This window comes from Porphyrobacter sp. CACIAM 03H1, assembly GCF_002215495.1.
Taxonomy (GTDB): domain Bacteria; phylum Pseudomonadota; class Alphaproteobacteria; order Sphingomonadales; family Sphingomonadaceae; genus Erythrobacter.
Genome location: NZ_CP021378.1, coordinates 1 through 21410 on the forward strand (window position 1 = coordinate 1; position 21410 = coordinate 21410).

22 protein-coding genes and 1 pseudogene are annotated in these 21410 nt (G+C 61.2%); 11 read left to right on the forward strand and 12 right to left on the reverse strand.

Going from position 1 to position 21410, the window contains the following annotated elements; genetic code table 11:
* Nucleotides 1-15 precede the first annotated feature (15 nt).
* The 4 genes and pseudogenes from CBR61_RS00005 to CBR61_RS00020 all read right to left on the reverse strand — a co-directional run.
* Nucleotides 16-399: pseudogene (locus CBR61_RS00005) on the reverse strand (SDR family oxidoreductase); the annotation flags it as partial.
* Nucleotides 396-941 carry a dTDP-4-dehydrorhamnose 3,5-epimerase gene (rfbC, locus tag CBR61_RS00010; RefSeq protein WP_088912510.1) on the reverse strand — a complete coding sequence of 182 codons (546 nt, stop codon included), beginning with the start codon at nucleotides 939-941 and terminating at the stop codon, nucleotides 396-398. The gene rfbC and the pseudogene CBR61_RS00005, both read right to left, overlap by 4 nt.
* Nucleotides 938-1843 (reverse strand): glucose-1-phosphate thymidylyltransferase RfbA, encoded by a 906-nt coding sequence (gene rfbA / locus CBR61_RS00015; protein ID WP_088912511.1) that lies wholly within the window; start codon nucleotides 1841-1843, stop codon nucleotides 938-940. The genes rfbC and rfbA overlap by 4 nt, the downstream gene beginning before the upstream one ends.
* A 488-nt stretch (nucleotides 1844-2331) precedes the next feature.
* Nucleotides 2332-2973 (reverse strand): response regulator transcription factor, encoded by a 642-nt coding sequence (locus CBR61_RS00020; protein ID WP_233996780.1) that lies wholly within the window; start codon nucleotides 2971-2973, stop codon nucleotides 2332-2334.
* Between the two features lie 665 nt (nucleotides 2974-3638).
* Here CBR61_RS00020 and CBR61_RS00025 point away from each other — a divergent pair.
* The 4 genes from CBR61_RS00025 (at nucleotide 3639) to CBR61_RS16655 (ending at nucleotide 6669) form a co-directional block, all read left to right on the forward strand.
* Entirely contained in the window at nucleotides 3639-3998 is a 360-nt protein-coding gene (locus CBR61_RS00025; RefSeq protein WP_157696438.1) for a PilZ domain-containing protein, read from the forward strand.
* Nucleotides 3999-4818: 820 nt separating this feature from the next.
* Nucleotides 4819-5238: a PilZ domain-containing protein gene (locus CBR61_RS00030; protein ID WP_172835897.1), complete on the forward strand. Its 420-nt coding sequence runs from the start codon at nucleotides 4819-4821 to the stop codon at nucleotides 5236-5238.
* A gap of 603 nt (nucleotides 5239-5841) precedes the next feature.
* Entirely contained in the window at nucleotides 5842-6294 is a 453-nt protein-coding gene (locus tag CBR61_RS00035) for a hypothetical protein (protein WP_157696439.1), read from the forward strand.
* Nucleotides 6295-6501: 207 nt separating this feature from the next.
* Nucleotides 6502-6669: a hypothetical protein gene (locus tag CBR61_RS16655; protein ID WP_157696440.1), complete on the forward strand. Its 168-nt coding sequence runs from the start codon at nucleotides 6502-6504 to the stop codon at nucleotides 6667-6669.
* Here the strand turns inward: CBR61_RS16655 and CBR61_RS00040 are convergent.
* The gene (locus CBR61_RS00040) at nucleotides 6666-7154 is read right to left on the reverse strand and encodes a hypothetical protein (RefSeq protein ID WP_157696441.1); all 489 of its coding nucleotides are present in this window, start codon (nucleotides 7152-7154) and stop codon (nucleotides 6666-6668) included. The two genes, CBR61_RS16655 and CBR61_RS00040, sit on opposite strands and share 4 nt — an antisense overlap.
* A 310-nt stretch (nucleotides 7155-7464) precedes the next feature.
* Here CBR61_RS00040 and CBR61_RS17190 point away from each other — a divergent pair, with 310 nt between their 5' ends.
* From CBR61_RS17190 to CBR61_RS17080, 3 genes are read left to right on the forward strand one after another with little or no spacing between them, the layout of a single operon-like run.
* Nucleotides 7465-7587, forward strand: coding sequence for a hypothetical protein (locus CBR61_RS17190; protein WP_267890703.1), 123 nt, complete (start codon nucleotides 7465-7467; stop codon nucleotides 7585-7587).
* Between the two features lie 45 nt (nucleotides 7588-7632).
* Entirely contained in the window at nucleotides 7633-7779 is a 147-nt protein-coding gene (locus tag CBR61_RS17075; protein WP_233996781.1) for a twin-arginine translocation signal domain-containing protein, read from the forward strand.
* Nucleotides 7780-8016 carry a hypothetical protein gene (locus tag CBR61_RS17080; RefSeq protein ID WP_233996782.1) on the forward strand — a complete coding sequence of 79 codons (237 nt, stop codon included), beginning with the start codon at nucleotides 7780-7782 and terminating at the stop codon, nucleotides 8014-8016. It abuts the gene before it with no gap.
* A gap of 402 nt (nucleotides 8017-8418) precedes the next feature.
* Here the strand turns inward: CBR61_RS17080 and CBR61_RS00045 are convergent, their stop codons facing one another.
* From CBR61_RS00045 to CBR61_RS00060, 4 genes are all read right to left on the reverse strand, one after another.
* Complete coding sequence (locus tag CBR61_RS00045) at nucleotides 8419-10599, reverse strand: EAL domain-containing protein (protein ID WP_088912516.1); 2181 nt, start codon at nucleotides 10597-10599, stop codon at nucleotides 8419-8421.
* Between the two features lie 170 nt (nucleotides 10600-10769).
* Complete coding sequence (locus CBR61_RS00050; protein ID WP_088912517.1) at nucleotides 10770-11438, reverse strand: hypothetical protein; 669 nt, start codon at nucleotides 11436-11438, stop codon at nucleotides 10770-10772.
* Nucleotides 11435-12004 (reverse strand): TadE/TadG family type IV pilus assembly protein, encoded by a 570-nt coding sequence (locus CBR61_RS00055; RefSeq protein ID WP_172835898.1) that lies wholly within the window; start codon nucleotides 12002-12004, stop codon nucleotides 11435-11437. Before CBR61_RS00055 ends, CBR61_RS00050 begins: the two co-directional genes overlap by 4 nt.
* Nucleotides 12005-12039: 35 nt before the next feature.
* The gene (locus CBR61_RS00060; protein WP_233996783.1) at nucleotides 12040-14091 is read right to left on the reverse strand and encodes a TadE/TadG family type IV pilus assembly protein; all 2052 of its coding nucleotides are present in this window, start codon (nucleotides 14089-14091) and stop codon (nucleotides 12040-12042) included.
* Nucleotides 14092-14520: 429 nt separating this feature from the next.
* Here CBR61_RS00060 and CBR61_RS00065 point away from each other — a divergent pair, with 429 nt between their 5' ends.
* From CBR61_RS00065 to CBR61_RS16670, 4 genes are all read left to right on the forward strand, one after another.
* Nucleotides 14521-14961 carry a response regulator transcription factor gene (locus tag CBR61_RS00065; RefSeq protein ID WP_157696443.1) on the forward strand — a complete coding sequence of 147 codons (441 nt, stop codon included), beginning with the start codon at nucleotides 14521-14523 and terminating at the stop codon, nucleotides 14959-14961.
* Between the two features lie 683 nt (nucleotides 14962-15644).
* Entirely contained in the window at nucleotides 15645-16028 is a 384-nt protein-coding gene (locus CBR61_RS16665; protein ID WP_157696444.1) for a hypothetical protein, read from the forward strand.
* 770 nt (nucleotides 16029-16798) lie between these two features.
* A complete protein-coding gene (locus CBR61_RS00075; protein ID WP_172835899.1) occupies nucleotides 16799-17389 on the forward strand; it encodes a TetR/AcrR family transcriptional regulator in 591 nt (196 codons plus the stop codon).
* 210 nt (nucleotides 17390-17599) lie between these two features.
* Nucleotides 17600-17803 (forward strand): hypothetical protein, encoded by a 204-nt coding sequence (locus tag CBR61_RS16670; protein WP_157696445.1) that lies wholly within the window; start codon nucleotides 17600-17602, stop codon nucleotides 17801-17803.
* 324 nt (nucleotides 17804-18127) lie between these two features.
* Here the strand turns inward: CBR61_RS16670 and CBR61_RS00080 are convergent, their stop codons facing one another.
* The 3 genes from CBR61_RS00080 to mmsB all read right to left on the reverse strand — a co-directional run bounded on the left by CBR61_RS00080 (nucleotide 18128) and on the right by mmsB (nucleotide 21388).
* Nucleotides 18128-18646 (reverse strand): hypothetical protein, encoded by a 519-nt coding sequence (locus CBR61_RS00080; RefSeq protein WP_157696446.1) that lies wholly within the window; start codon nucleotides 18644-18646, stop codon nucleotides 18128-18130.
* A 403-nt stretch (nucleotides 18647-19049) separates the two neighbouring features.
* Nucleotides 19050-19268: a hypothetical protein gene (locus tag CBR61_RS00085; protein WP_088912524.1), complete on the reverse strand. Its 219-nt coding sequence runs from the start codon at nucleotides 19266-19268 to the stop codon at nucleotides 19050-19052.
* 1235 nt (nucleotides 19269-20503) lie between these two features.
* Nucleotides 20504-21388, reverse strand: coding sequence for a 3-hydroxyisobutyrate dehydrogenase (gene mmsB, locus CBR61_RS00090; RefSeq protein WP_088912525.1), 885 nt, complete (start codon nucleotides 21386-21388; stop codon nucleotides 20504-20506).
* Between the last annotated feature and the right edge of the window lie 22 nt (nucleotides 21389-21410).

Here is a 21410-nt window from a genome sequence, read left to right on the forward strand (position 1 = left end):
ATCCTCGCCTTCAGCCTTGGTGCGGCCATAGGCGGACTGGGGATTGCGGGCTGCGTCTGGCGCATAGGGGGTGGAGGAGGTGCCGTCGAAGACGTAGTCGGTCGACACGTGCACGACCTTGCCGCCGGTCCCGGCCATGGCCTCGACCATCACGGCGACCGCGCCGGCGTTGATCGCACGCGCGGTCTCCTCGTCGCTCTCGGCCTTGTCGACCGCGGTGTATGCGGCCGCGTTGAGGATCAGCTCGGGCGCTTCGACCACCAGCCTTGCGGTGAGCATCGGCACATCGGTGAGGTCGCAGTCGGCAACGTCGATCGCGCTGATCTCGGCCCACGCGGGCGCAAGCCGCTGCAGCGCCCCGCCAAGCTGGCCACCAGCCCCGGTGATCAGCACTCTCATGGGAACACCAGCACATTGGCAAGCGACAGCCCGCGCGCGTCCTTGTCCGAGATGATCGGCGCCATGCCGATGGCGGGCCACTCGATCCCGACCGCAGGATCGTCCCACGCCAGCGTGTGCTCCGACTGCGGCGCATAGGGCGCGGTGCACTTGTAGAGGAAGTCGGTGTCGTCCTCGAGCGTCAGGAAGCCGTGAGCAAAGCCCTCGGGCACCCAGAACATCCGCTGGTTCTGGGCACTCAGCTCAACACCCACCCATTTGCCGAAATGGGGCGATGACCAGCGCAGGTCGACCGCAACATCGAACACCGCCCCCTTCGTCACCCGCACCAGCTTGCCCTGCGGACCCGGGTTCTGGAAGTGCAGCCCCCTCAGCACACCCTTCTGCGAGCGGCTGTGGTTGTCCTGAACAAACTGCAGGTCGAGGCCCGCCTTGCGAAAGGCCTGTGCGTTCCAGGTCTCCATGAAGAAGCCGCGCGCATCACCGAATACCCGGGGCTCGATGATCAGCACCCCCGGCAGGGCGGTCTCGATAATCTTCATCCCGGCTCCTGTTCGGTCAGCAGGGCAAGGAGATACTCGCCATAGCCCGACTTGCGCAGCGGCTCGGCAATCTCGCGCAGCCGGTCGGCAGTGATGAAGCCCTGACGCCAGGCAATCTCCTCGGGGCAGCAGATCTTGAGTCCCTGCCGCTCTTCGGTGATGCGCACATAGGTCGCCGCATCGAGCAGCGAGGCATGGGTTCCGGTGTCGAGCCAGGTGAAGCCCCGCCCCATGATCTCAACCGACATGCTCCCTTCCTCGAGGTAAAGCCGGTTGAGATCCGTGATCTCGAGCTCGCCGCGCGCCGAAGGCTTCATATCCCGCGCGCGGTCCACCACGGTCTCGTCATAGAAATAGAGGCCGGTCACCGCGTAGTTCGACTTGGGGACCTTCGGCTTCTCCTCGATCGAGATCGCCTTGCCGGCCGCGTCGAACTCGACAACCCCGAAGGCCTCAGGATCATTGACCCGGTAGGCGAACACCGTCGCGCCGGCGGGCCGGGCATTGGCGTTCTGCAGCAGCGTGGGAAGCCCGTGGCCGTAGTAGATGTTGTCGCCGAGGATCAGCGCGCTCGACCCGCCGCGCACGAAATCCGCACCGATGTGGAACGCCTGCGCCAGGCCCTCGGGCCTGGGCTGCACCTCATAGAACAGCGACACCCCGAAGTCCGACCCGTCACCGAGCACCCGTTTGAACTGCGCGGCATCGTCAGGCGTCGTGATGATCAGGATCTCGCGCATCCCCGCGAGCATCAGCGTGCTCAGCGGATAGTAGATCATCGGCTTGTCGAACACAGGCATCAGCTGCTTCGAAACACCGCGTGTCAGCGGATAAAGCCGAGTGCCAGAGCCACCCGCGAGAATGATGCCGCGTCTTGTTATCTGCCCCTCGGACAATGTCATCTGCTGCCTTTTGGTCGCCGGTCCCGCACTGCGGCTGGCATCTGCGCAATCTGTGGTCAAGGACAAGCTTGAACCGGCACCCATTATGGCACGGGGTCCAACGCAGCAGGCCGTGGATCCGACCAAGAGGCGGCTCCTGCTCCGCGGTCTGACAACTGCAGCCGGGGCCATCGCTGCCGGATTCTTTGCCGCGGAAACGATCGCTTGCGCAATACCGTGCAAGGGCGATTCCTTCCGCTCCTGCCGGCATCATGAAGGTTCGAAGCGACAGGACCGATGGGACGGACATCGCGCAGGGAGATGCAGGTTGCCGGCGGGACGTTCCCCGTTCTCCCGCGGCGGCCGACTTCTGGCTACAACGTCGGCAGCAGGCACAGAGGAATAGCTCGGAGACCTCTCCTCTCCCGCAATCGGGGATCGCCCCGCCTGCGGCCACGCAAAACAAGAGTCGCGCGGACAGCGGGGCAGACCCGATTGCGGACAAGGGATCAGGCGGCGAGGGTCAAACGCCCCATGGTCGATTCCATCTTCATGCGGATCGCCTCGGCGGCGTGGCGAGCGCCGAGCTTGTTCATCATGTTCGCGCGGTGGATCTCGACCGTTCGTGGACTGATGTGAAGCTGCCGTGCGATGTCCTTGTTGGAGTTACCCGCAGTCAACGCATCAAGCACCTCACGCTCGCGCTCCGACAGCGCGGCAAGCCGGCGCTGAGCGTGAATGACGCGCTGGCGCCATTGGCTCACCTGGGCCGCTTCCCGACCGATCCGTGAAAGACAGGACGCAAGGCGCTCGGGGCGCAGGGGCAGGGACAGGTAATCGAGCGCGCCCGCCTTGATCGCCTCAACCACGCGGCCGGGCGACGGCTCGACGTCCATCGCCACAACCGGCAGGGAAATGCCCAGAGACATGAGGCGCTCCAAAGCGAACCCGACGCCGCCGATCTGAGGGCAGTCGCGAACGAAAATGATCCCAGCGCGCGGCGGGTGAACCGAAAGTTCCGAGTAGTCGCTGTACAGTTCGCAATGCCGCCCGACAGAGCGTCCAACCCGTACCAGCTCGGCCCTGACCTGAATGTCGGCCTCGACGAAGTGCAGCGGCATGCTGGAAGAAGTATCGTGTTCGTGTTGCATGGCATTCCCCTTTTCCATGCTCCACACACTGCCATGCGTAAACATGGTAAACAGAAAAGAAGTTAATCCGTAGCTCTACTTATGGGCGGGTGTGCGAAACGCGGGGCCTGAAAAGATCCATTATCGACAATCATCCTATTCGGTGGCATATTCCCTCCGAAATGGAAGGAAGAGTGGATGCTTACCAAAAGAGAGATTTTGTGGTTGCACGCACTCCAGGCAGACTTCGCTCGCATGAGGGATTGGGTCGCGGTCGGTCATGTGCAGGGCCTGATCGACCACATCGCAGATGAGCATGGTCTTGCGGGCGGCCCACTGCCGAACATCGGTACCGGACTCGAGATGCATTGACAGCGGAAGGCACAAGGCCCCCGCGCGCGGCAGGTCTCCAAGGTCGGGGGGCCGGATGCCGCAAGGCTTTCGCAGCGGCATTGGCCGGAACTGGCCTGAAAAGGTCCTTAGGCCCAGTCTTTACCGCGATTGCTGATATCGGCAAACCCGTCGCGCCGCGCGGTAGACAATTGGGCGCCACAGTCTCGCCTGGACGATCGGCAGTGCCCCGCACCATTAATCAAGCGCCATGAACGCTCGCTCGGTTAACCTTACCTTAGAGCTTGTAGTGACATGGCCATATGCACACGAAGGTTGAGGGATCAGGGACACAGATGACGAGCGTGAGGAACTCCACTGGCGATCCCCAAGCGAAGGGACGCCCAGCCGATCGTCGCTGGAGCGCCCGGCTCGTGATGAACGTGCCGGTCGTCCTGAAGGACGCAAACGGCCGGAATGTGCCCGCCAGCATTGTCAACATGGCCGAGGACGGATTGATGATCGCATTCGATCCGCGCCATGAGATTACGACCTATTCGATCTTCTCGATCGAGATAGAAGCCCATTGCAACCTGCAGTGTTACGCGGTCTGGATCGACCGCGGCCGCGCTGGAATGCAATTGACACTTCCCGTTCACCCCGCCGTTCTCAACGGGCTGGTGCGCAGATACCCTTTGCCCACGCCGGGCGTCTGAAACCTCCGCAGCGGGATTTCTCCTCCCCGGGGGTCGAGAAGCCTGTCACCCGCCAATGATTGGGGTCGGCTAGGTCGGCCGGACACCTGGACCGCGTGATGGGTCCTGCTGCAGGCCGGGGCTTTCGCTGCAGGTCGGCGCGTGAGCGCCATTAACCGGGGCTCCTCCTGGGGCACAGCTCATCAGCAACGAAGAATGATGAAAGCGCGGGTGAACCGGCTTCATGCCCGCTGCCACCGCGTCTCGCCGGCCACATGCCGCGACAGATAGCCGCCGCACACACCAGAGCTTTCGCGCGCGAGGTATGGGCCCAAAGAGTTCAGGGAGGTTGCAGCCATGATCCGCCGCGCGCGCCGGCCCGCCTCACCTGCATGGCGCAAGCGGCCCTTGGGCAAGCACTTTGGACCGACAGGCCGATGTCGAGATCCCTGCTATTGCGCATGCGCTGCAGGATCTGCGGGCGACCCGGAGGTTCGAAGTGACTGTAGGAAAATTGGCCGCCAGCCGTCCGTGGGTGCATCTGGTAGGGGACTGGCGGCCAACCTTGTGTCGGAGTGAACCGCACAGGCTCGCTCCTGATGACCAGTACATGATTAGGGGATTTGGTTTAAACCCTCGAAACCAACGACATCAGTATCTTCGCTGAGCCGAAAGTTTTTCCCGGGCATCCTCGGCACGCTTCTCCCAGGAGACATTTTCTCGCGCTCGCGCCGGCATCCACTCAAGACACGCGAGCTTTACCTTCTCTTAGCACATCAGGGATGATCATACCCCGCGGAGGGTGCGAGGGTAAGCCACCAACGTGCAGACAGGCTGGATCATGGTTCGAAATATCTGTGACATAAACCGCCGCAACCTCGCCGCGGAAGGCTTCGAGCAGGATGAGCGGGCTTTCGAGCGGCATCGGACCTTCATCGCCGTGACGCTGAGAGGTGCCACGGGGAACGTCTATCCCGCCACGATCGAGAACATTTCCTTTGCCGGCTGCATGGCGAGCCTGCAACTTGCTGATCGCATCAAGCGCGAGCGCGTCATCAGTGTCAGGTTCGGCGCATCTGTCCACGTTATCGGACGCGTGGTCTGGTCGCGAAACAACCAGGTGGGGCTTCGCTTCACGTCGCTGTTCGACCGCAACCGGATCGCAGCCGATGAGCGGCCAACGGCGGAGCAGGAGATTTCCAGCGACGCGCGCAGCGCCTTGCGCCTCGTCCCCGATGAGACGTCGGGGCACGGCTGCTGAATGCGAGTTAACCGGCGCGGCCATGGAAGCGACATCTCGAGAGCCATACCGGATCTCGCAAGGCAGCCCAAGGCGCAGCGGGAGGATCGCTGGCGAGCAAGGGCCCCGGAAATCCGCTCGCTCATGTCCCTGAGCACCGGCGGGCTTGGGGGGACATGCCGCCGTCCTTGCCCACCCATGATCCTACAGAGGATGGCGAGGCGCAACTGCCTGGCCATGCCTCGCCTGCAAGAGCCACGGCTCGCCTGATCTGCCGAGTATGGTCGGAACTGCGAGCACAGCCAAGCCGACCGGGACAGACCTTCACCGGTTGCAGGCGGCGGGTAAGAGAACCAACGTGACTTACGTACGGCTTCTTTCTCTCCCTCCCGATCAGCCTTGTTCCCGCACGGTCTTCCCCGCCCGGGCAGGCATGTCAGTTTACCGTCATTAAGGGTTTCTCCATGGGTCAGCGTTAGGCAAGTCAATCGAAGCATGAGGCTCGGCGAGGTCACCAGGCGTGGTCGGGATCGGTAGGGGGTAGCGCCCCGCTGGTCAGAACCTGCAGTGATGTTCCGGCACGGCCTCTGCATCGGGGTCGCAGGAGCTTGAGGAGACCAACCGATGAATTATCCGATGACGCCGCCGCTCAGCGGGGTTCGCGAACGCACTGCAAGCGCCGTCGCGATCGACGAGCGCCAGACCCTCAGGAGATGCCTGAGGCGGCCGGTGCAGCTTCAGGATTCAGGCGGGCTGAAATGTTCCGCCATCATGGTTGATATCTCGGAGACCGGTTGCCAATTGCAGTTTGACGGGTTCGTCTCGATCCAGGTCGGCCGAATTTACTGTGTCAAGCTCGAGGGCACCGAGGCGCTCGGCGCATACGCCATCTGGACTGACCGGGAGAGATCCGGATTTTTCTTCGCATCCCCGCTTTACACTGCAGTCGTCGAGCACATCGCCGGCAGAGCGACGCCGCCCCGCGCCGAGCCAGATGTCGCGAGAACGCTACCTTCCGTTCCCCGCGCAGCCCCGTTCAACTCGAGCCGGCCGCCTAAACTTTTCGCAGTTGTCTGATTTGAATGTGGAAATGGCCCCTCCCGCTTGGAAGCCAAGGCAGCGTCAGGCACCATTCGGGTCCAACTGTTGCGAATTTGCGACACACAGCGTGTGCAAACCTTTGCGAGACTTGTAGATATCCGCCAATAGCCTTAATCAAACGCTATCGTTGTATCCGGCTCAGGGAGGGCCGGCAATTCGCGGCATTCGCAAGAGGGGAGAAGCGTGTCCGCCGTCATTCTTGCAGATCTTGAACAGATCCTGAGCCGCCTCGATGAAGCGGGCGAGGCCTTGTGCGCCGCGCAGCTCCAGATGGTGATCGACACCCTCGAGAGGCGCTGTGATGCGGACGTCCGCGGACACGCGCCTCTCATGCGCAGCAAGGCCGATTAGAGGAAGGCCGTAAGAGCGCGCTCCACCTTAACCTTCCCGCCATCGGTCATTTGGATGACCGTGCGCCGCTTGTCCTCAGGGTCGGGCTTTCGCTCGATCAGCATCATGTTCTCGATGACCTGAAGCCAACGCAATCCCGTTGTGGTGGGACAGCCGCCACCAATGCAGGCGCTCGTCACCGAGATCTTCTTGCCAGTGACCCTGGCCTGATACAGGTCCAGCATCATGTCCCACGCGGGGCTGACTGCAAATCCCGTCATGTCGAAAATCTCGTCAACCTTGCGCCGCGCCGAGTAAATCTTCGCGGCGAGCCCAGCAAGCGTGGCCTGGGTGGGAATGACGGAGAGTTGGTCATCCGAGAATGACCGCAGCTCGATAGCAAGGGCCTCCATGCGGTCGGCAATCGTCTGTCGCCGGTCCTGCTGCCCAATCGAAGCTGTCGGCGTGTGGCCTTCGGGCTGATATTCGGCAAGCTGTGTTCTCAAGACTGCCTCCTCCAAGTTAGTCGGAAGTTCCCCCTAGGGAACCAACCTACTTGACGATCTCCGGTTCCTACGTGTGGTAAATTTAGCTTCGCGCGCGTGCATGCCCGTATTGTTGCGTAGCGGCGAATCCTCCGGGCTTTGGGGGCTAGAGCCCCGACAGAAATGCCCGAAGCAGTGCTTCCGGCTGACCGCAAGCCGCCGAATCAATAGTTTGGATTGATACTTGGCGGCGGCAGCACAACCTTGCCGGGCGCGCAATGCGAAGGTCAGGACCTACTCCCATCACGCCGCTCCGCCTGCAGCTTCGCGAGTGGCGCGGCCGCTGGACGACGTGCCTGTGACGGCCGCAAGCTCCAACGAGGATCGCATCCGCCGCGTCCATATCGGCGCGATGCTGATCCTCGCATCAACCGACTACCTGATCCAGAAATGAACCGGCTGCACCCTCGCAAGAGGCAGTCCAGTAGGGCAATCAAACATGTTCATCGGCAAGGCCAACGCAATCTCGCGACGCGCTTTTTTACAACGCTCCAGCCAGCTGGCGATAATGGGGGCAGCCTCCTCCTATGCCATGGGCCTTGCGGGCCCTGCCGAGGCCGCCGCCATCGAAAGCAGCGGCGGCTAGATGGCGCTCGTTGGTATCTCCCTCTATGGCGACAATGACCATGGCAACACTCTCATCCCCTTCGATGCCAAAAACTACGCCCGCTATGCCGCCATCAGGGGCGAGGTTGGCTCGGAAGAGGCTGCCGGAATTGCCCTGTCCCGCGCATCACTTGCCAACACGGTCTTGCGCACGCCTGATGATCAGCGGCTGACAGGTCGGTGGCGGACGATTGCTGCCGACAACCTCGGTGGATGAATACTCTGCCACGCTTGCTCAGTGGCTGGGGGTGGCGGCCTCGGAGCCCCCGTCGGTCGCGCCGAATACTGGCAGTTTCGCAAGCCCCGATCTGGGGTTCATGAGACAGGCAGCAACAACCGCCGCATGACACTGACGTTCCCACACCAGCGCCGCGGCAAACAAGTGATGGCTGTCTCGCACGTGTCGCCCGAATCAGATATGTCCTGATCCGCGTCTCGAGGAGTTCGGTACCCGATCGGATCTTCGGTCCTGGCCCCGCTTAACGCGGGGCCTCTTTTCGTTCCAGGAACAAAGCGCTCCGGCCTTGTTCGTCGCATCCCGGCGCCATGACCGCTCACCTTGAAAGGGCATCACGGGGCGAGGCCTTGCTCGCCCTGCCGGCCCTCGCGCCGCAGCGCCTCAAAGGTGCGTGAGCTGCAATTGCACGAAGCTGGGCTTACCCTTCTTGGCGTCCTTCCAGGCACGAAGCGCTTCATGATCACCGCTCAGGGAGGCTACCGGAAGTCCAGCCTCTGCCAAGGTATAGGGCGAAATCCGATGGCGGGTCATCAGCCCTCCATTGCCATCAGAGACCAGCGGAACCTCGAAGCGCACACCCTGGCTCTTCTCGTCCGTATTGACCACGCTCGCCACTGCAAGTTGCCCATTGCCGAGATCCAGAACCACTTCCGTGCCGACCGGAACGCCCGCGATACCGGCAATCTTGGCGCCGGTTCGTGAAATGTTCTTCAGCAACACCTCGTAGTAGTGGTCGTCATGGACCAGCCCGATCTTGCGCAACACGGTCATCCGCTCGGCTCTCTGGCGGGCAAATCCTCTCGGCCTGAATGTCTGGAGCACCACAGAACCCTCATCGACGATCTGGGCCTGATCGAGCGGTGCTGAAAAGACGCCGCCATGAACGACCTCGATCCCGCTGGCGATGACCGCATCCAGGACATCGAGTGCATCGACCTCCCTGATCGAAGCCGGAACGCCAAAGGACCGCGCGATGCTGACAATCGCGCCGAGGATCGCATTGGTGCGCTCGGGCTGCAGAACCCAGTCACGCACAAATCTCGGCGAGATCTCAACCCGTTTGAAGCTGAAATCGGCAAGCAGCGCGATTGCGGAATTGCCCACGCCGAAATCGCTTGCAACCAACCTGACGCCGACAGCATCCAGATCATCGCCGAGCCTTTTCGCCATCTCGGCATCTGCCGAGAGGAATTCCTCGCTGATTTCGAGCTCAATGCGCGCACGATCGAACGAGGCATCGCTGGCAGCAGCAAGAATTATCTTCCGGAAATCCGGGTCCTTCAGGAACCCTCGGGGCGGAGAAATGGCAAGGCTGAGATTGCCCGGCCAGGCGGAAGCATCCTCGCAAGCCTGGCGCAGCATCCACTCGCCAAAGTCCCCGGATGCGCCCGAGCTTTCGATCATCGGCCAGAAGATGTCCGGCAGGACCTCGCCAAGCTCGGGACTGTTCCAGCAGACCTCGGCGCGCAACGCGCAAACCTCGTTGCTGCCGGCCGAAATCAGCGGGGCATAGCGCAGAGCGAATTCACCGCGCTCCATTGCCCCCTCGAGCTCCTGCTCGATCCGGACAAGACGCGACGCCTCTTCGGCCAGTTCCGCGGAAAATATGCTGTAGCTGCCCCCCCCTGATTGCTTGGTCGACCTGAGTGCAAGGTTGGCCGCATCGACCAGCTCCGTGGTCGTCACCGCGTCATAGGGAGCCATGGCAATGCCGATCGACACGCTCAGCTGGATCCGGCGTCCATGGACCCGGTACGGCTGCGAAAGCAACTTGCCCGCGTGCTCCGCGAACTCAGCAAGATCTCCCCGATCATCCACATCGGGCATGAAGATCCTGAACTGCTCTGTGGCAATGCGCCCCACTTCCCCGCGATGGCGCAATGCCGACCTCAGACGGTTGCCCATCTCGGCCAGCACGCAGTCCATATGACCAATACCGTAGCGCTCGCAGGCATGTTGGAAGCGGTCGATTTCCATGACGACCAGCGCACACGGCCGCTCGGCATGCGCGAGGCTCTTGAAGGCCGCATCGAAGCGCTTGCCAAAGTGGGCAGCATTGTAAAAGTTCGTTACTTCGTCGAATTTCTCCTGCAGCATCTTCGTCTGGTGGTCGACGATCAGATGGGTGACATCGGCAGCATGCCCGAGATATCCGACAAACTGGTCGCCGAGATAATGAGGAAAGCCGCTCAGCTGAAGCCAGACGCCCGCCCCCTCCTCATTCTTATTCACGCAGCGCACGATATGATTGGTGATCTTGGCGCGCGCGCTCAGCTTGAGAGACAATGATCGCTGCTGCGAGATCGCGCTGTCACTCGGGGCATCCTCGAACACGCTCGTGATGCGCTTGCCCGACACGTCCGCCAACTGCACCCCGAGGGCAGCCAGTGCAGGCGCATGGATCGAGGCAATCCTGCCATCCGCGTCGGTCGACCACAAGATTGCGGCCTCGGATTGCGCGAGCGCGATGGCGAGATTGGCCGCGCTCCCCTCAGTTTCCTGAGCGGAACTCGGCCCTCGTGACCAGCCTAACCCGGCAATAGTTTTCAGTTTCCTGACCATGGTGTCATGATTTCACATTAAGGTAATGAAATCATGAAGTCGGACTTATGTAGATTTCGTTTCTCTGAATTATGTCACCATGCCACGAAACCATGCGGCATTAGCCGAAATCCTACCGAGGGCAATCTTTAGCCTGAACAACTGTGAGCACATGGCCAAGGCCATGGCCCTTAATCGCAGACGGATACTTCCACACCTTCAGCATTACGCGGTGCATTGAGATCGCGACTTTCTCGCACGTTGAATACGGCCATCTCGCTGATCGGTTGCGGTGGGATGCTCATTATGGGGATTACAGGCTCGTAATTGTAATAGATCTCGACAACCATGACCGCCGTGCCGGCTGCCGCCTGCACCTGATTGCCGGCCGGCCCCATACCAGGAAAGCCGGTGCCACTCGCCCCATCACCCTCGACACCATATGCTGATCCGACCGGATTCTGGCCGAAGCAGCGCTGCCAGGCTATCCACTGCCCGCCCTGCGCATTGCGCTGCAAGCTCGACAGAATGATCCTGCCGTTCTCGGCAAGGTCACCCATGTTGGCCTGAAGTTCTGCACCGATGAAGACGTCGTTGATCTCCGCTTCCGAGATCTGATGAATGCTGAGACCCGCACTGCGAGTCCCCATCCGCGAAGCGTTGTCGGCAACAAGAACGGCAAGATCGCCAATCCTCTTGGTCGCGAACACGAAATTCGCAAGCTCGATGCCGAAGGACAGCAAGATGAGCAGCAAGGGCAGCGCAAAAGCAAACTCGGTAAGCGCAAGACCCTCGCTGTCCTTGCCCAGCCGGCCCAGGTAGCGCGCGAAACCTGGTGGCATTTTTTCCTTGCGTCTCATGTGCATACCCGCGTCGTTGGCTGCGCCTGAAGATCGAAAGGCTGATTTTTCAGTAAGGTCTGAGCCTGCACCTCGACCGACGGATCAAGTCCAATCAGGGCTGAGACAGGGAACAGGCGATCATATGTCAAGGTGACGGTGTAGATGACCACGTCTCGTGCACCTCCCCCACCCACACGGGCACCGTCAAGATCATGCCGTCCGTTGCCGTTGAGGTCGAGGAAGCTCTCACCGGCATCACAGTCATTGCTGTCGTTGGTGTCGACAAACGGTTCCGCCCGGGCCTGCGCCAGACCATAATTGTTGAACGAGACGCGCTCGAATTCAACCTCACCGTGCGGGACCAGCTCACGCATCTGTTCGGTCAGGCGGGCATCCATGTCGGACCGTGTCTCGTCGTTGGCCGTCTCAAGCGTTGAGGCGCGGCCAACCGCATTGACCAACCCGGTCAGCTGGGCACGGGCATAAACCAAGTAGGCGATGTCGAAGATGAACATTAGCACGCCCAGGAAAACGGGAGCAACGACCGCGAATTCCACGATCGTTGCCCCGGAGACGTCAGACACCAGCCTGCGCCATGTGCTGTCAGGGGGCAAAGCCATCAGCTGGTCAGCCTCAGTTCGGCCAATTGCGTGGCGATCTGGGAGAAGGTCGCGGTCAGTTCGGCCGCGTTGCGGGCTTCAAACGCACGTCCCGGTGATGCGCAGTTGATCAGCAGTTCATCAAGGTCCGTGCCGAAGGCGATGACCCACAAGGTGATATTCTTGTTGTTCTTGGCGACCTCGCACAGCTCGGCAAGACGGCTTTCGGAGACACTGTCTTCCATCGTGCGGGAAGGAAAGCTCCCTGTCGGTGTGCGACGGCGCGCAACCGCCGCGATGCCCCAGGCCGAATAGGTGAAGGGGCGCGTATCCTTCTGCCCGTCAACCATGAAGATCATGTGCCGCTGGACAGCGCCGCCCGAATCCGCGACGCGGTGTTCGGCACTGAACAGGCCTTCCCGCGAGATCAGCCGCAGCCCCCACAGCATACCGATCTCGTGGTAGGTATAGCCCTGCGGCCGCAGGGAACCCATGTAGGATTGCAGCTGCTGCAGGGTGATCTCGCCCATCTTCCGGGCGGGAGAGGGGCATGCACCCTCATAGATGCCAAAGTTTGAACCGAAGGGATTGAAGTAGTTGTAGGTCGTCGTCAGGCTCATCTGCCGTGTGATGGTCGCTGAAAGACCGCTGAAGACCCATTGACCATTGGTGAGCGGGTTTGTGGTTACGCGCTGCTCGGTCTCGCGGCTGCCAGACCCGACATTCCGGGCATAGACAAGCGCCGGCAGATAGGGTTTCCACTGCGTGTCCGGGTCAGTGCGCGATGGAACCAGGTCAACCTCCATGTCGTATCGCGGTGTGAGGAAGGTCTCGTTGGTGCGCCGGGTCGCGCGCTCCTCGATGCAGGCCCTGTCACCATCCGGCCACCTGATGGTGCGGTCGGTCTGGTTGTCATTGACCGGAGCAGAAAAACTTCCGCCCGACACCACGGCGTCGCCCGATCCCGAACCCTTGAGAGGACGCAGATCGTACTGGATCGGCTCGTAGATCCAGTGGCGTGCCGTGTTGGTCGTGGTGCCGCCCGTGTTGGTGTTCTCGCGCACGGTCTCCGTCTGCTGCTCGCGATAATCATTCCAGTCGCGAGGCGTGATCCAGCAATTGCCGTTGGAGTCGCGCTGGATGATGAATTCGGTGCCGTTGCGGGTCCGGATCCGCGTGCGGGAGCGGGGTAGCGCGGTTGATGAGGGTTCCCATGCACTCCAGCTCGTCGTCGTATCGCTCCAGTTTTCTCGCGGTAGGCTCGTAGGGCAGTTCTCCGAGGGGGCCTGGTAGCGCGGCCGGTCGGTGCGTGTGCCGCTCAGGAATGTCGAAGTGGTCTGCGATACAGTGCTGCTCGGGTTGCCCCCCGATTCCCAGGTATGCACACCGTCAGGACGACGCGAGTCGTAGGTCCCGTAATCCTGGATCCAGTCGCGATGAAGCAGCATGCCGACGTTGACAGTCTGGGAGTAAGGCACGAAGCCGTAACGGATACGCGCACCTTCCGGTTTTGCTGCCTCGAGCGTGTTGTAGAACGAAGTTACGGCATTCGTCAGAGCATCGATCCGACGAATACTGTCTCCCGGGTTGGGGTCATTCATTGAAAGCGTCGTGTCGAGCACCATCATCACGTCGGTGTTCGGCAGGTTGAGATCTGCCGAACACGACACTGACACGTCACGATTCTCGAAGTTGAAGAAGCGCATGAGGGTCATGGGGACCTGAACGGTCGCCTCACCATTTACAACGCCGCTTGAATTCGCCGAATATTCAACCGACAAATCACCCGTCGAGTAACTTCCTTGCGGGAAATTGAAGTTGAAATAGTTTTCTGCGACCTGCTCGCTCGCGCCGTTCCACGTAAGACCATTCATCGCACGCCTTGAGGCAAGTGCGCCTGCATCGCAAGCGGACTGAAGGCGGGACTGGACGAGATAGATGCGGCTCAGATCGACCGCGCCGCCAATCATGGCAACCAAAGGGACTATCGCCGCAGCAGTCATCGCGAGGGTATTCGCGCTCTTGTCCAGCAGGAGAGCCCTGGCAAAAGGCCGTCCGGAGAAATAGCTCAACACCATCCGCGTTGTCCTGTCCTACACTGCCGTCGCACGGGTTGCGAGGATTGGCCTCAGCCACATCGCGCGAAGGTGCTTCTTTAGACCGGATGAAGAAATTTCCTATTTATCAGTCTGGTAAGTAAAATCGCCAGACTCATGGTAAGAAGGTGGTTACCACCCCGAGAACGGCTGCAAGATCGTGAACACAAACTTGACGCTGTCACACGCGCCGTCATCATGGCAAGTACGCCCAAGATAATAGCGACCGAAGCCGCTCGCAGAGGTCACGGAGGGCGCTCAGCAGCAATGGCTCGCCGGGTCGGCCCCGGATTGCCGGCGCCGGGCCACATCTTACTTGCACTGGACTACGGGGCGTGAAACAGATTGTTCACCATGGCAGGTTAACGCTTACCCCCGTTGCACTACGAGGGAGCAAGGCAAATCATGGCGCGCATATTGCTAGCAGAAGCCGACGATTGCGCATCCAGGATCATCTCAGTTTATGTCGAACGCAGAGGCCACCAAGTGGTTTGTGCAAGAGACGGTGAAGTGGCAGTTCGGGAGATTAGTCGCTTCCGACCAGACCTCGTGCTGAGCGAACTCATATTGCCCATGCGGTCAGGCTTCGATATCCTCGCAGCCGTGCAGCACCTCGGGCTGGCATCAAGCACTCCCGTCATATTCGTCACAGCCGTCGCATCGGAGCAGATGATCGATCGAGCGCTCGGCCAGGGCGCAATCGACTACATCGTCAAACCCTTCAACCTGCGCGACCTTGCCCTCAGTGCCGACCTTGCTCTCGCCCAGCGGCGCGCGATCAACGCGCCCGACAAGACGAGGGGGGCGCATGGCCTGCGCGGAGGACAACTCGCCGAGGTCGCCTAGGATCGCCTTGGCACGCAAGCCATCTTGATGGCGCTCCTTTCCTCAATGCCGCTTGTCCCTGCCTGCCCGCAAGCCTCGTGCGCGCGCCGCGGCCCAGCCAGCCACGTTCGCTGACGAGCCCGGTATTGACCAATACATCCCAAACTCGGGCGCGGCTGACTGCTCGAATTGCTGTGCGGCGGTCTGAAGGGACAAAGCAGGATTGCAACTGCCGGAGGCCGGGGCTGGCTCGCTTTGCGCAAGCGCAGCTTCATCTCACGCAATCCGGAACCGACCAAAAGAAAGCGCAAGCCAGCCTTCGAGGCTCGCTACGTCTGGGTACCAAGCTGACCGCAAAGCGCCTCCCGTCCATCACGCTTCCTTGCTACCAACGGGCAGTCCGGCTCAAGCCCTGCCGCTGATCGGCTTTCACCCGATCTAAAGCACTTCCCTGATCACTATGTTAATCTCTTTTAAAGAAAACGAAAACCGAGCAGGCGAGGACAGACTAACAGCGCTGCTAAGCGGGCTGATCTGCGCGGCCGACTCGATGGTCGCGCAGGTCCTGCAACGCTGCACTGTTGCTCATCGCTGATGAGTTGTCATGGCGGAGAAAGGTCTGCATGCGCGCTTGCCTACACCTCCGGCAGGTCGACGGCACTCATTCGGCCCTCTCGGGCAAAGAAAAGCGCGGAAGTTGTTTCATGGATTTGGCCAAAGAATTCCAAGGTCTTGGCGCTGACCCTCTGCTGTGTCAGGCGGAGCGGATTCTGTCCCAACGCAAGCTGCGCAACCTCACGATCGACCCCGATCTACTCGGCGAACCGGGATGGGACATCCTTCTGCTCGCCTATGTCGCGCATCGTCGAGGCTCGTCATGCACGATTGCTCAAGTGGCCGATGAACTGAATGCAAGCTCCGCACTCGTGACACGCTGGGTCAGCGCGCTGACAGCCCGCAACCTGTTAGTGAGCAACCAGATCTCCTTTTCGATCAGCGATCTTGCGGAATGCAAAATATCGGATCTGCTTGAACACAACATCAGGGAGATGGCTCAGGCATTCAGGCACGCAAAGCCCAGTCCCTGACTCTGACTGCCTCCTTCACCCCACAATAGCGGCATGCGACAGCGTCGGCGGCCCAATGTGCCCGACTGCCCCAGAGAATTGGCACTTCGCGGGCGAGGCGAGGATATGTCCGATCCGCAGTCGCTAACATGAGCAGACCGGCTCACGCTCCCACCTGCAGCCCTAGCGTTCCTGTCTTGCCCGCTACGGGTCTAGCCGGGCGGCAGCAGGTGAATGGCTCCACCTGTCCCTCATGCGGCGAGGGACCTGCCTCCTGCGCCGCGTTGTCGATGACGTTGACACTGTCAACGAGAACGATATTGTGCGACCAAGCACATCGTCAAGGTCGAAGATCATGCACGAGGACCTGCACAATCGGCCAAGCCTCAGGAGCAACTTCGTATGTCTCTCCTTATCAGGGACAGGACCGGACAATGTGTGCCCGGTGACATAGTCGACACGTGTCACTGCCTGTCCATCGGCACTGAGCGACCAGATGGGGAATACAGGCTGATCGACCACCATGGACCTCGCGGCGTCGCCTTCGCAAACCAATTTGCCGCAGCCAATCGGATCGACGGTCTGTCCGCTGATCGGCGTTGCCCCCAACAACGCCTGCAGTCAGACCGGCGAAGGGTGCCGGCAAAGAAGCGGACCGCCCTGCGTCATCTTCAACGAGATCAGGTTGACCCTGCCTCGTCGCCAACAGCGAACCAGCGACGCAGGTCAGGCTTTAGAACATGAGTAGTCAGGGAGAGACCAGCCCGTGTTCGGATCTGCGAGAAGCCTGCGTGCGTGAAGCGCTCGCCATCATCACCTCCGCCGGCGTCGAGAAGCTCAGCCTTCGCGAGGTGGCGCGGCGGCTTGGGGTCTCGCATCAGTCTCCCTATCGGCACTTCGAGAGCCGGGACCATGTGCTGGCCGAAATCGTGCGAAGGGCGTTCGTCGATTTTGCTGCAGCCCTGCGCGGTGCGCCGATCACGGACAATCCCGGCGCAGATGCGCTACAGATGGGGTTCACCTATGTTCGCTTTGCACTCACGCAGCCGCTTCAGTACCGGCTGATGTTCGGAGGCAGCCTCCCCGATCCGATGGTCCACAGCGAAATGATGCGGGGCGCCCGGGACGCCTTCAACGTCCTTCGCGACGCGCTCAGGCGGGTGGCCGCCGCGCGGGGAAGAATGGCCGACCCAAAGGTGCTTGATCAAGAAGCCCTGTTCGCGTGGTCCAGCCTGCACGGCGCTGTCAGCTTGTTGGCAAGTGACGCAATGGGAACGCTCGACCTCGATCCCGGCGAGCAGGATGCCTTTATCGGCCATGCATTGAAAAGGATAGGAACCGCACTCGGCATAACCCCCCCGCATACTCACGAATCGTCTTAAGGTTATCTCAGCCGCTGTCCGGGATGGCCGATTGGCCTCGCCCGGTTACTCTTTCGCTGCGGGCTTGTGGATCAAGGGCTCACTTCTTCGCACGGACGGGAACCTCGCGCCGCCCAAGAACCGGCCTGGGCACGGCAGGATCCGCTGAAAGCACAAGGAACGATAATGTCTTCGAAGGAGTGCGAAACTCATCGTAACAGCAGTGCCACCATGCGGATCGAGTCGAGACGCGATCCTGCAGCGGCGCCGCCTTCGCGCAAGCTCGAAGACACGAGGCGGCTCAAAGCACTGGTTGCACAGGCATTGGCCATATCTGACGAGCTCAATCTGCCGTTTGTCGGGATCGATCTGAGCGCAGCGCTCGAGAAACTCGGTGACCCCGAATGTTCACGCGTTGAAAAGGACATTGGCTGATGACCAGGGCAAGGCCCGGCTACCCCCGGCTAGCCCGAGCGGACATTGCGACTTCCCTAAGAAAGGGGGATCACGTGCACCAGCAAATGTGGGAGCGAACTCGCCGCCGCAGCTGCCAGCGCCCTTGCGAAGATGCTTCAATAGCAGCCCAGCAAGCTGCTGCACCTTGCATCTTGAGCCCGCACAAACAACCGCTGCGCGGGCGTGTCAGCATGTTCCTCCACTTCAATGCGAACGGCTAGACGCGGCAGTAGAGCGATCGAGGCCGTACTTGCTTGGCCGCGCAGCAATCACTTCAGGCCGCAGGCTGCGCCAGTGCACCGACTATTCGGCAAGAAGCCCGAACAGGCTAAATCCGATCAACACCCACAACAGACTGCTGGCACCCAGAATTATCCTCGCCTTGGTGGCAAGGGACAATGCCTCGGCTGCATCGTCTGGCGAAAGGACGTCGTCATCCACCGCCAAAAGAGCGCCCACTTGGCTGCGGCCCGTGTATCCTGCACCAGCAAGTGCCGATTTCGTGAGGCTCAACACCACAAGCTCCTGGAGTTCTGATGGGTCCAGAGGTTCCGAGAAAGCGGTGCCGTGAAGTCTGCCGCTGCTCCAGACAACCTTGCAGAACTTCGGAACCGAATTCGGCAGCTCAACGATAAGGCACACGCCCGAGGGTAAGGCATGTTCGGTCTGGAGAAGCAAGCCAGTGGCTGACACGTTCAGAATGGTCAGGTCTGGGGAGCTGTCATGTGAGTCGGCTCGCAGTGCCCCCAAACGCACGCGCCAGCGCTCATCGCCGCGGCGTTCGGCCGGCTCATCACGGAGCAAAAGAGCTGGAATCGACACTGACACTCACCACAGACTGTCCCCGGCATTTGGGCGATCGATCTTGAGAATGTGTAGGGGCTGGCATCGGGAAAACACGTAGGGCGCATCTTCGCTGCTATCGGGGCGCGCGAATACCGAAGCAACCCTCGCGGCCCGTCACGCCGCCTCAATCATCCGTGACAGAAACATGACGGGCGTGGGACAATCAAGCCAGCAGATCGGGCGCCCGCCCATCACTGCAGATCACATTGACCGCCCCGCGAGCGGAACGTCATTGCCACTTCTGACCATCGGCTCACAGGCAAGCGGGCCAGATGGACAGGCCACAGGCTTTCGTGACAGCAGACCAACTGCAGGAAGAAAGTGTCCTCATGCGCTCGTCTCCAGGCTAAAAGTCAAGTTGGCTCAATAGGCCGAATATTCAGAAGTCATCGGGCTCATCTCCCGCCGGGGTGCCGGTCGTGCTCAGCACCCGAGCCGTGACGATCGGAGCAAAGGGTGCGCCGCCAAGCGATTTGCTCGGCCCATTCACACAAAGAGCATCAAGCGCCATCTGGACATGTGCAGCGGACACGAGATTACCCGACGATTCCAGATCGTCGATGATCATGGTCATGCGATGCGAGATATCGGCAAGCATATAAAGAGATATGCATATCGCACATCTTTGTTCCCGGTGGACGCGTCTCCCCTTTCGGAAAAAGCTTAAGGCAGGCCTGTGCCGAGGATTGCGCTGAGGGCCCGATGCGCCTTGCTCGTCAGGGTCACAAATCTGGCACCGCCACGGCCTGCATCCGCTGTCAGTAGGACAAGGCCTTGGCTTTCAAGCACCGCAAGCCAGCGAAGCGCTGTTGCCTGCGGCACAATGGCAGCACGGCACGCCCGTGCAGTAGAGGTTTTCTGCCCCCGATGTTCCCGCACAAACATGTCGAGGAGCATGGACCAGGCCGGATCGCCAAGCAGTTCGCGCGGTAAGGAGCGTGCGCGCACCTTTCGACGACGAAGCTCGAGTTCGGCACACATGACGAGCCTCTCGAACGATGGCACGCTTCGGTCGCGGGACGTCTCGCCCGACGGACGCGATCGCGCGCGACCAGCTTCGAGCGGCACCGCGGCGCTTGGCAATAAACTCGGGTCTGACGAACAGGATGTGGCTGAAAACCTCGCTTCTGGGACATCCACTGGACTGCTCCTTTGCGGTTGCGGTTCCCCTCCCGTCCCACACGAGCAAGAGTCGGCTATAGGCCCGTTTTGCTTGACGTCCAAATTTCTGCACAAGGCGCCGCAAGTTTGTCCGCAACTCCTCTCCAACTGCAAAAGTGCTCGAGCCCGCTTGCTGCACGGCAATGGAAGAACGGTGTATCAGGCGCCTTGCCTGTTCGAAAAGTGCGGTCTCGAGGCCATGGCTCAGGGGTGATTGCCGCGCCGAGGGCAAGACCTGCGACAGCACTTGAAAGCGGGGCCGCCAGTCTGAGGATTTGGCTAGGGCACAGAAGCTGGCGGCCCAAGATGGAAGTTGTCGGGTCATTGGCTGGTTCAGAAGCGCAAACGCTTCCCCCGACGGCCTGCGATCTACACCAGTTCGCCTAACAGGCAGTAAATGAGCTCACGCCCATCTCCCCAATGCAGCGGGAGCCAAGGCAAAGAGCTGCCTGGCGCCCGGTGCCGGCACCAGTCTCAAGCTCTCCGATTGAATCCGAGGGAAAAGTGCGAGCTGTACAGGGGCGCGCCGCGAACCGGCCTCATGCGCCTCATCGGCATGCAGCCGAGCCGCGATGATGGCAAGCCGGGGCAGCAGAAAGAGCTTGACCGGTACATAGGCGGCCAGGCCTGCGGACATGCACCCAGAGCAGTGCTTTCGTGTCGCAGCCAATCTCAGCCCTGTCCGGCGCGCGATATGCTCATGATAACGCCCGAAAAATCGATCGCCGCATTTTCCCTTGCGAATTCCTCGTAAATCGCGCGGGCGTGTTCGCCTAGTTCGACCTTGGCCCCCGCCCCTGCCGCCGCTTCCATCGCCAGATTGAGGTCCTTGAGCATCAACCCTGCAGCGAACCCGCCCTGATAGCTGTTGTCGGCGGGCGTAACCGGGCCGACGCCCGGCACGGGACAGTAGGAAGTCATCGACCAGCACTGGCCGCTTGAGACGCTCGAGATGTCGTAGAAGGTCTGCGGATCGAGCCCGAGCTTCTGCGCCATGGCAAAGGCCTCGCAGGTGCCGATCATGTGGATCGCGAGCAGCATGTTGTTGCAGATCTTGGCAGCCTGGCCGGTGCCGGGCCCGCCCGCGTGAATCACCGCCTTGCCCATCGCAGCGAGGATCGGCTGGGCGCGGGCGAAAGCCTCGTCGCTGCCGCCGACCATGAAGGTGAGCGTGCCGCCCGCCGCCGCTGCGATGCCGCCCGATACCGGCGCGTCGACCATTTGGTAGCCGTGAGCCTCGGTGACGGAGATCACCTCGCGCGCAGTGGCGACGTCGATGGTCGAGCAGTCCATCATGATCGCACCTTCGGGCGCATGGCCGATCACATCGTCCCAGTACACCTGTTTGACAATCGCGCCGTTGGGCAGCATCGAGACCACCGCCTCGGCACCCTCGCAGGCCTCTCTGGCGGTGGCGAAGGTGTCGCACCCCACCTCGCGCGCGGCGGCGAGAGCGGTTTCGGAAAGGTCGAAAGCGCGAACCTCGTGGCCCGCCTTGACGAGGTTTGCGGCCATCCCGCCGCCCATGTTGCCGAGGCCGATGAAGGCTATTTTCATGGCTGCTGTCTCCCCTTGTGGC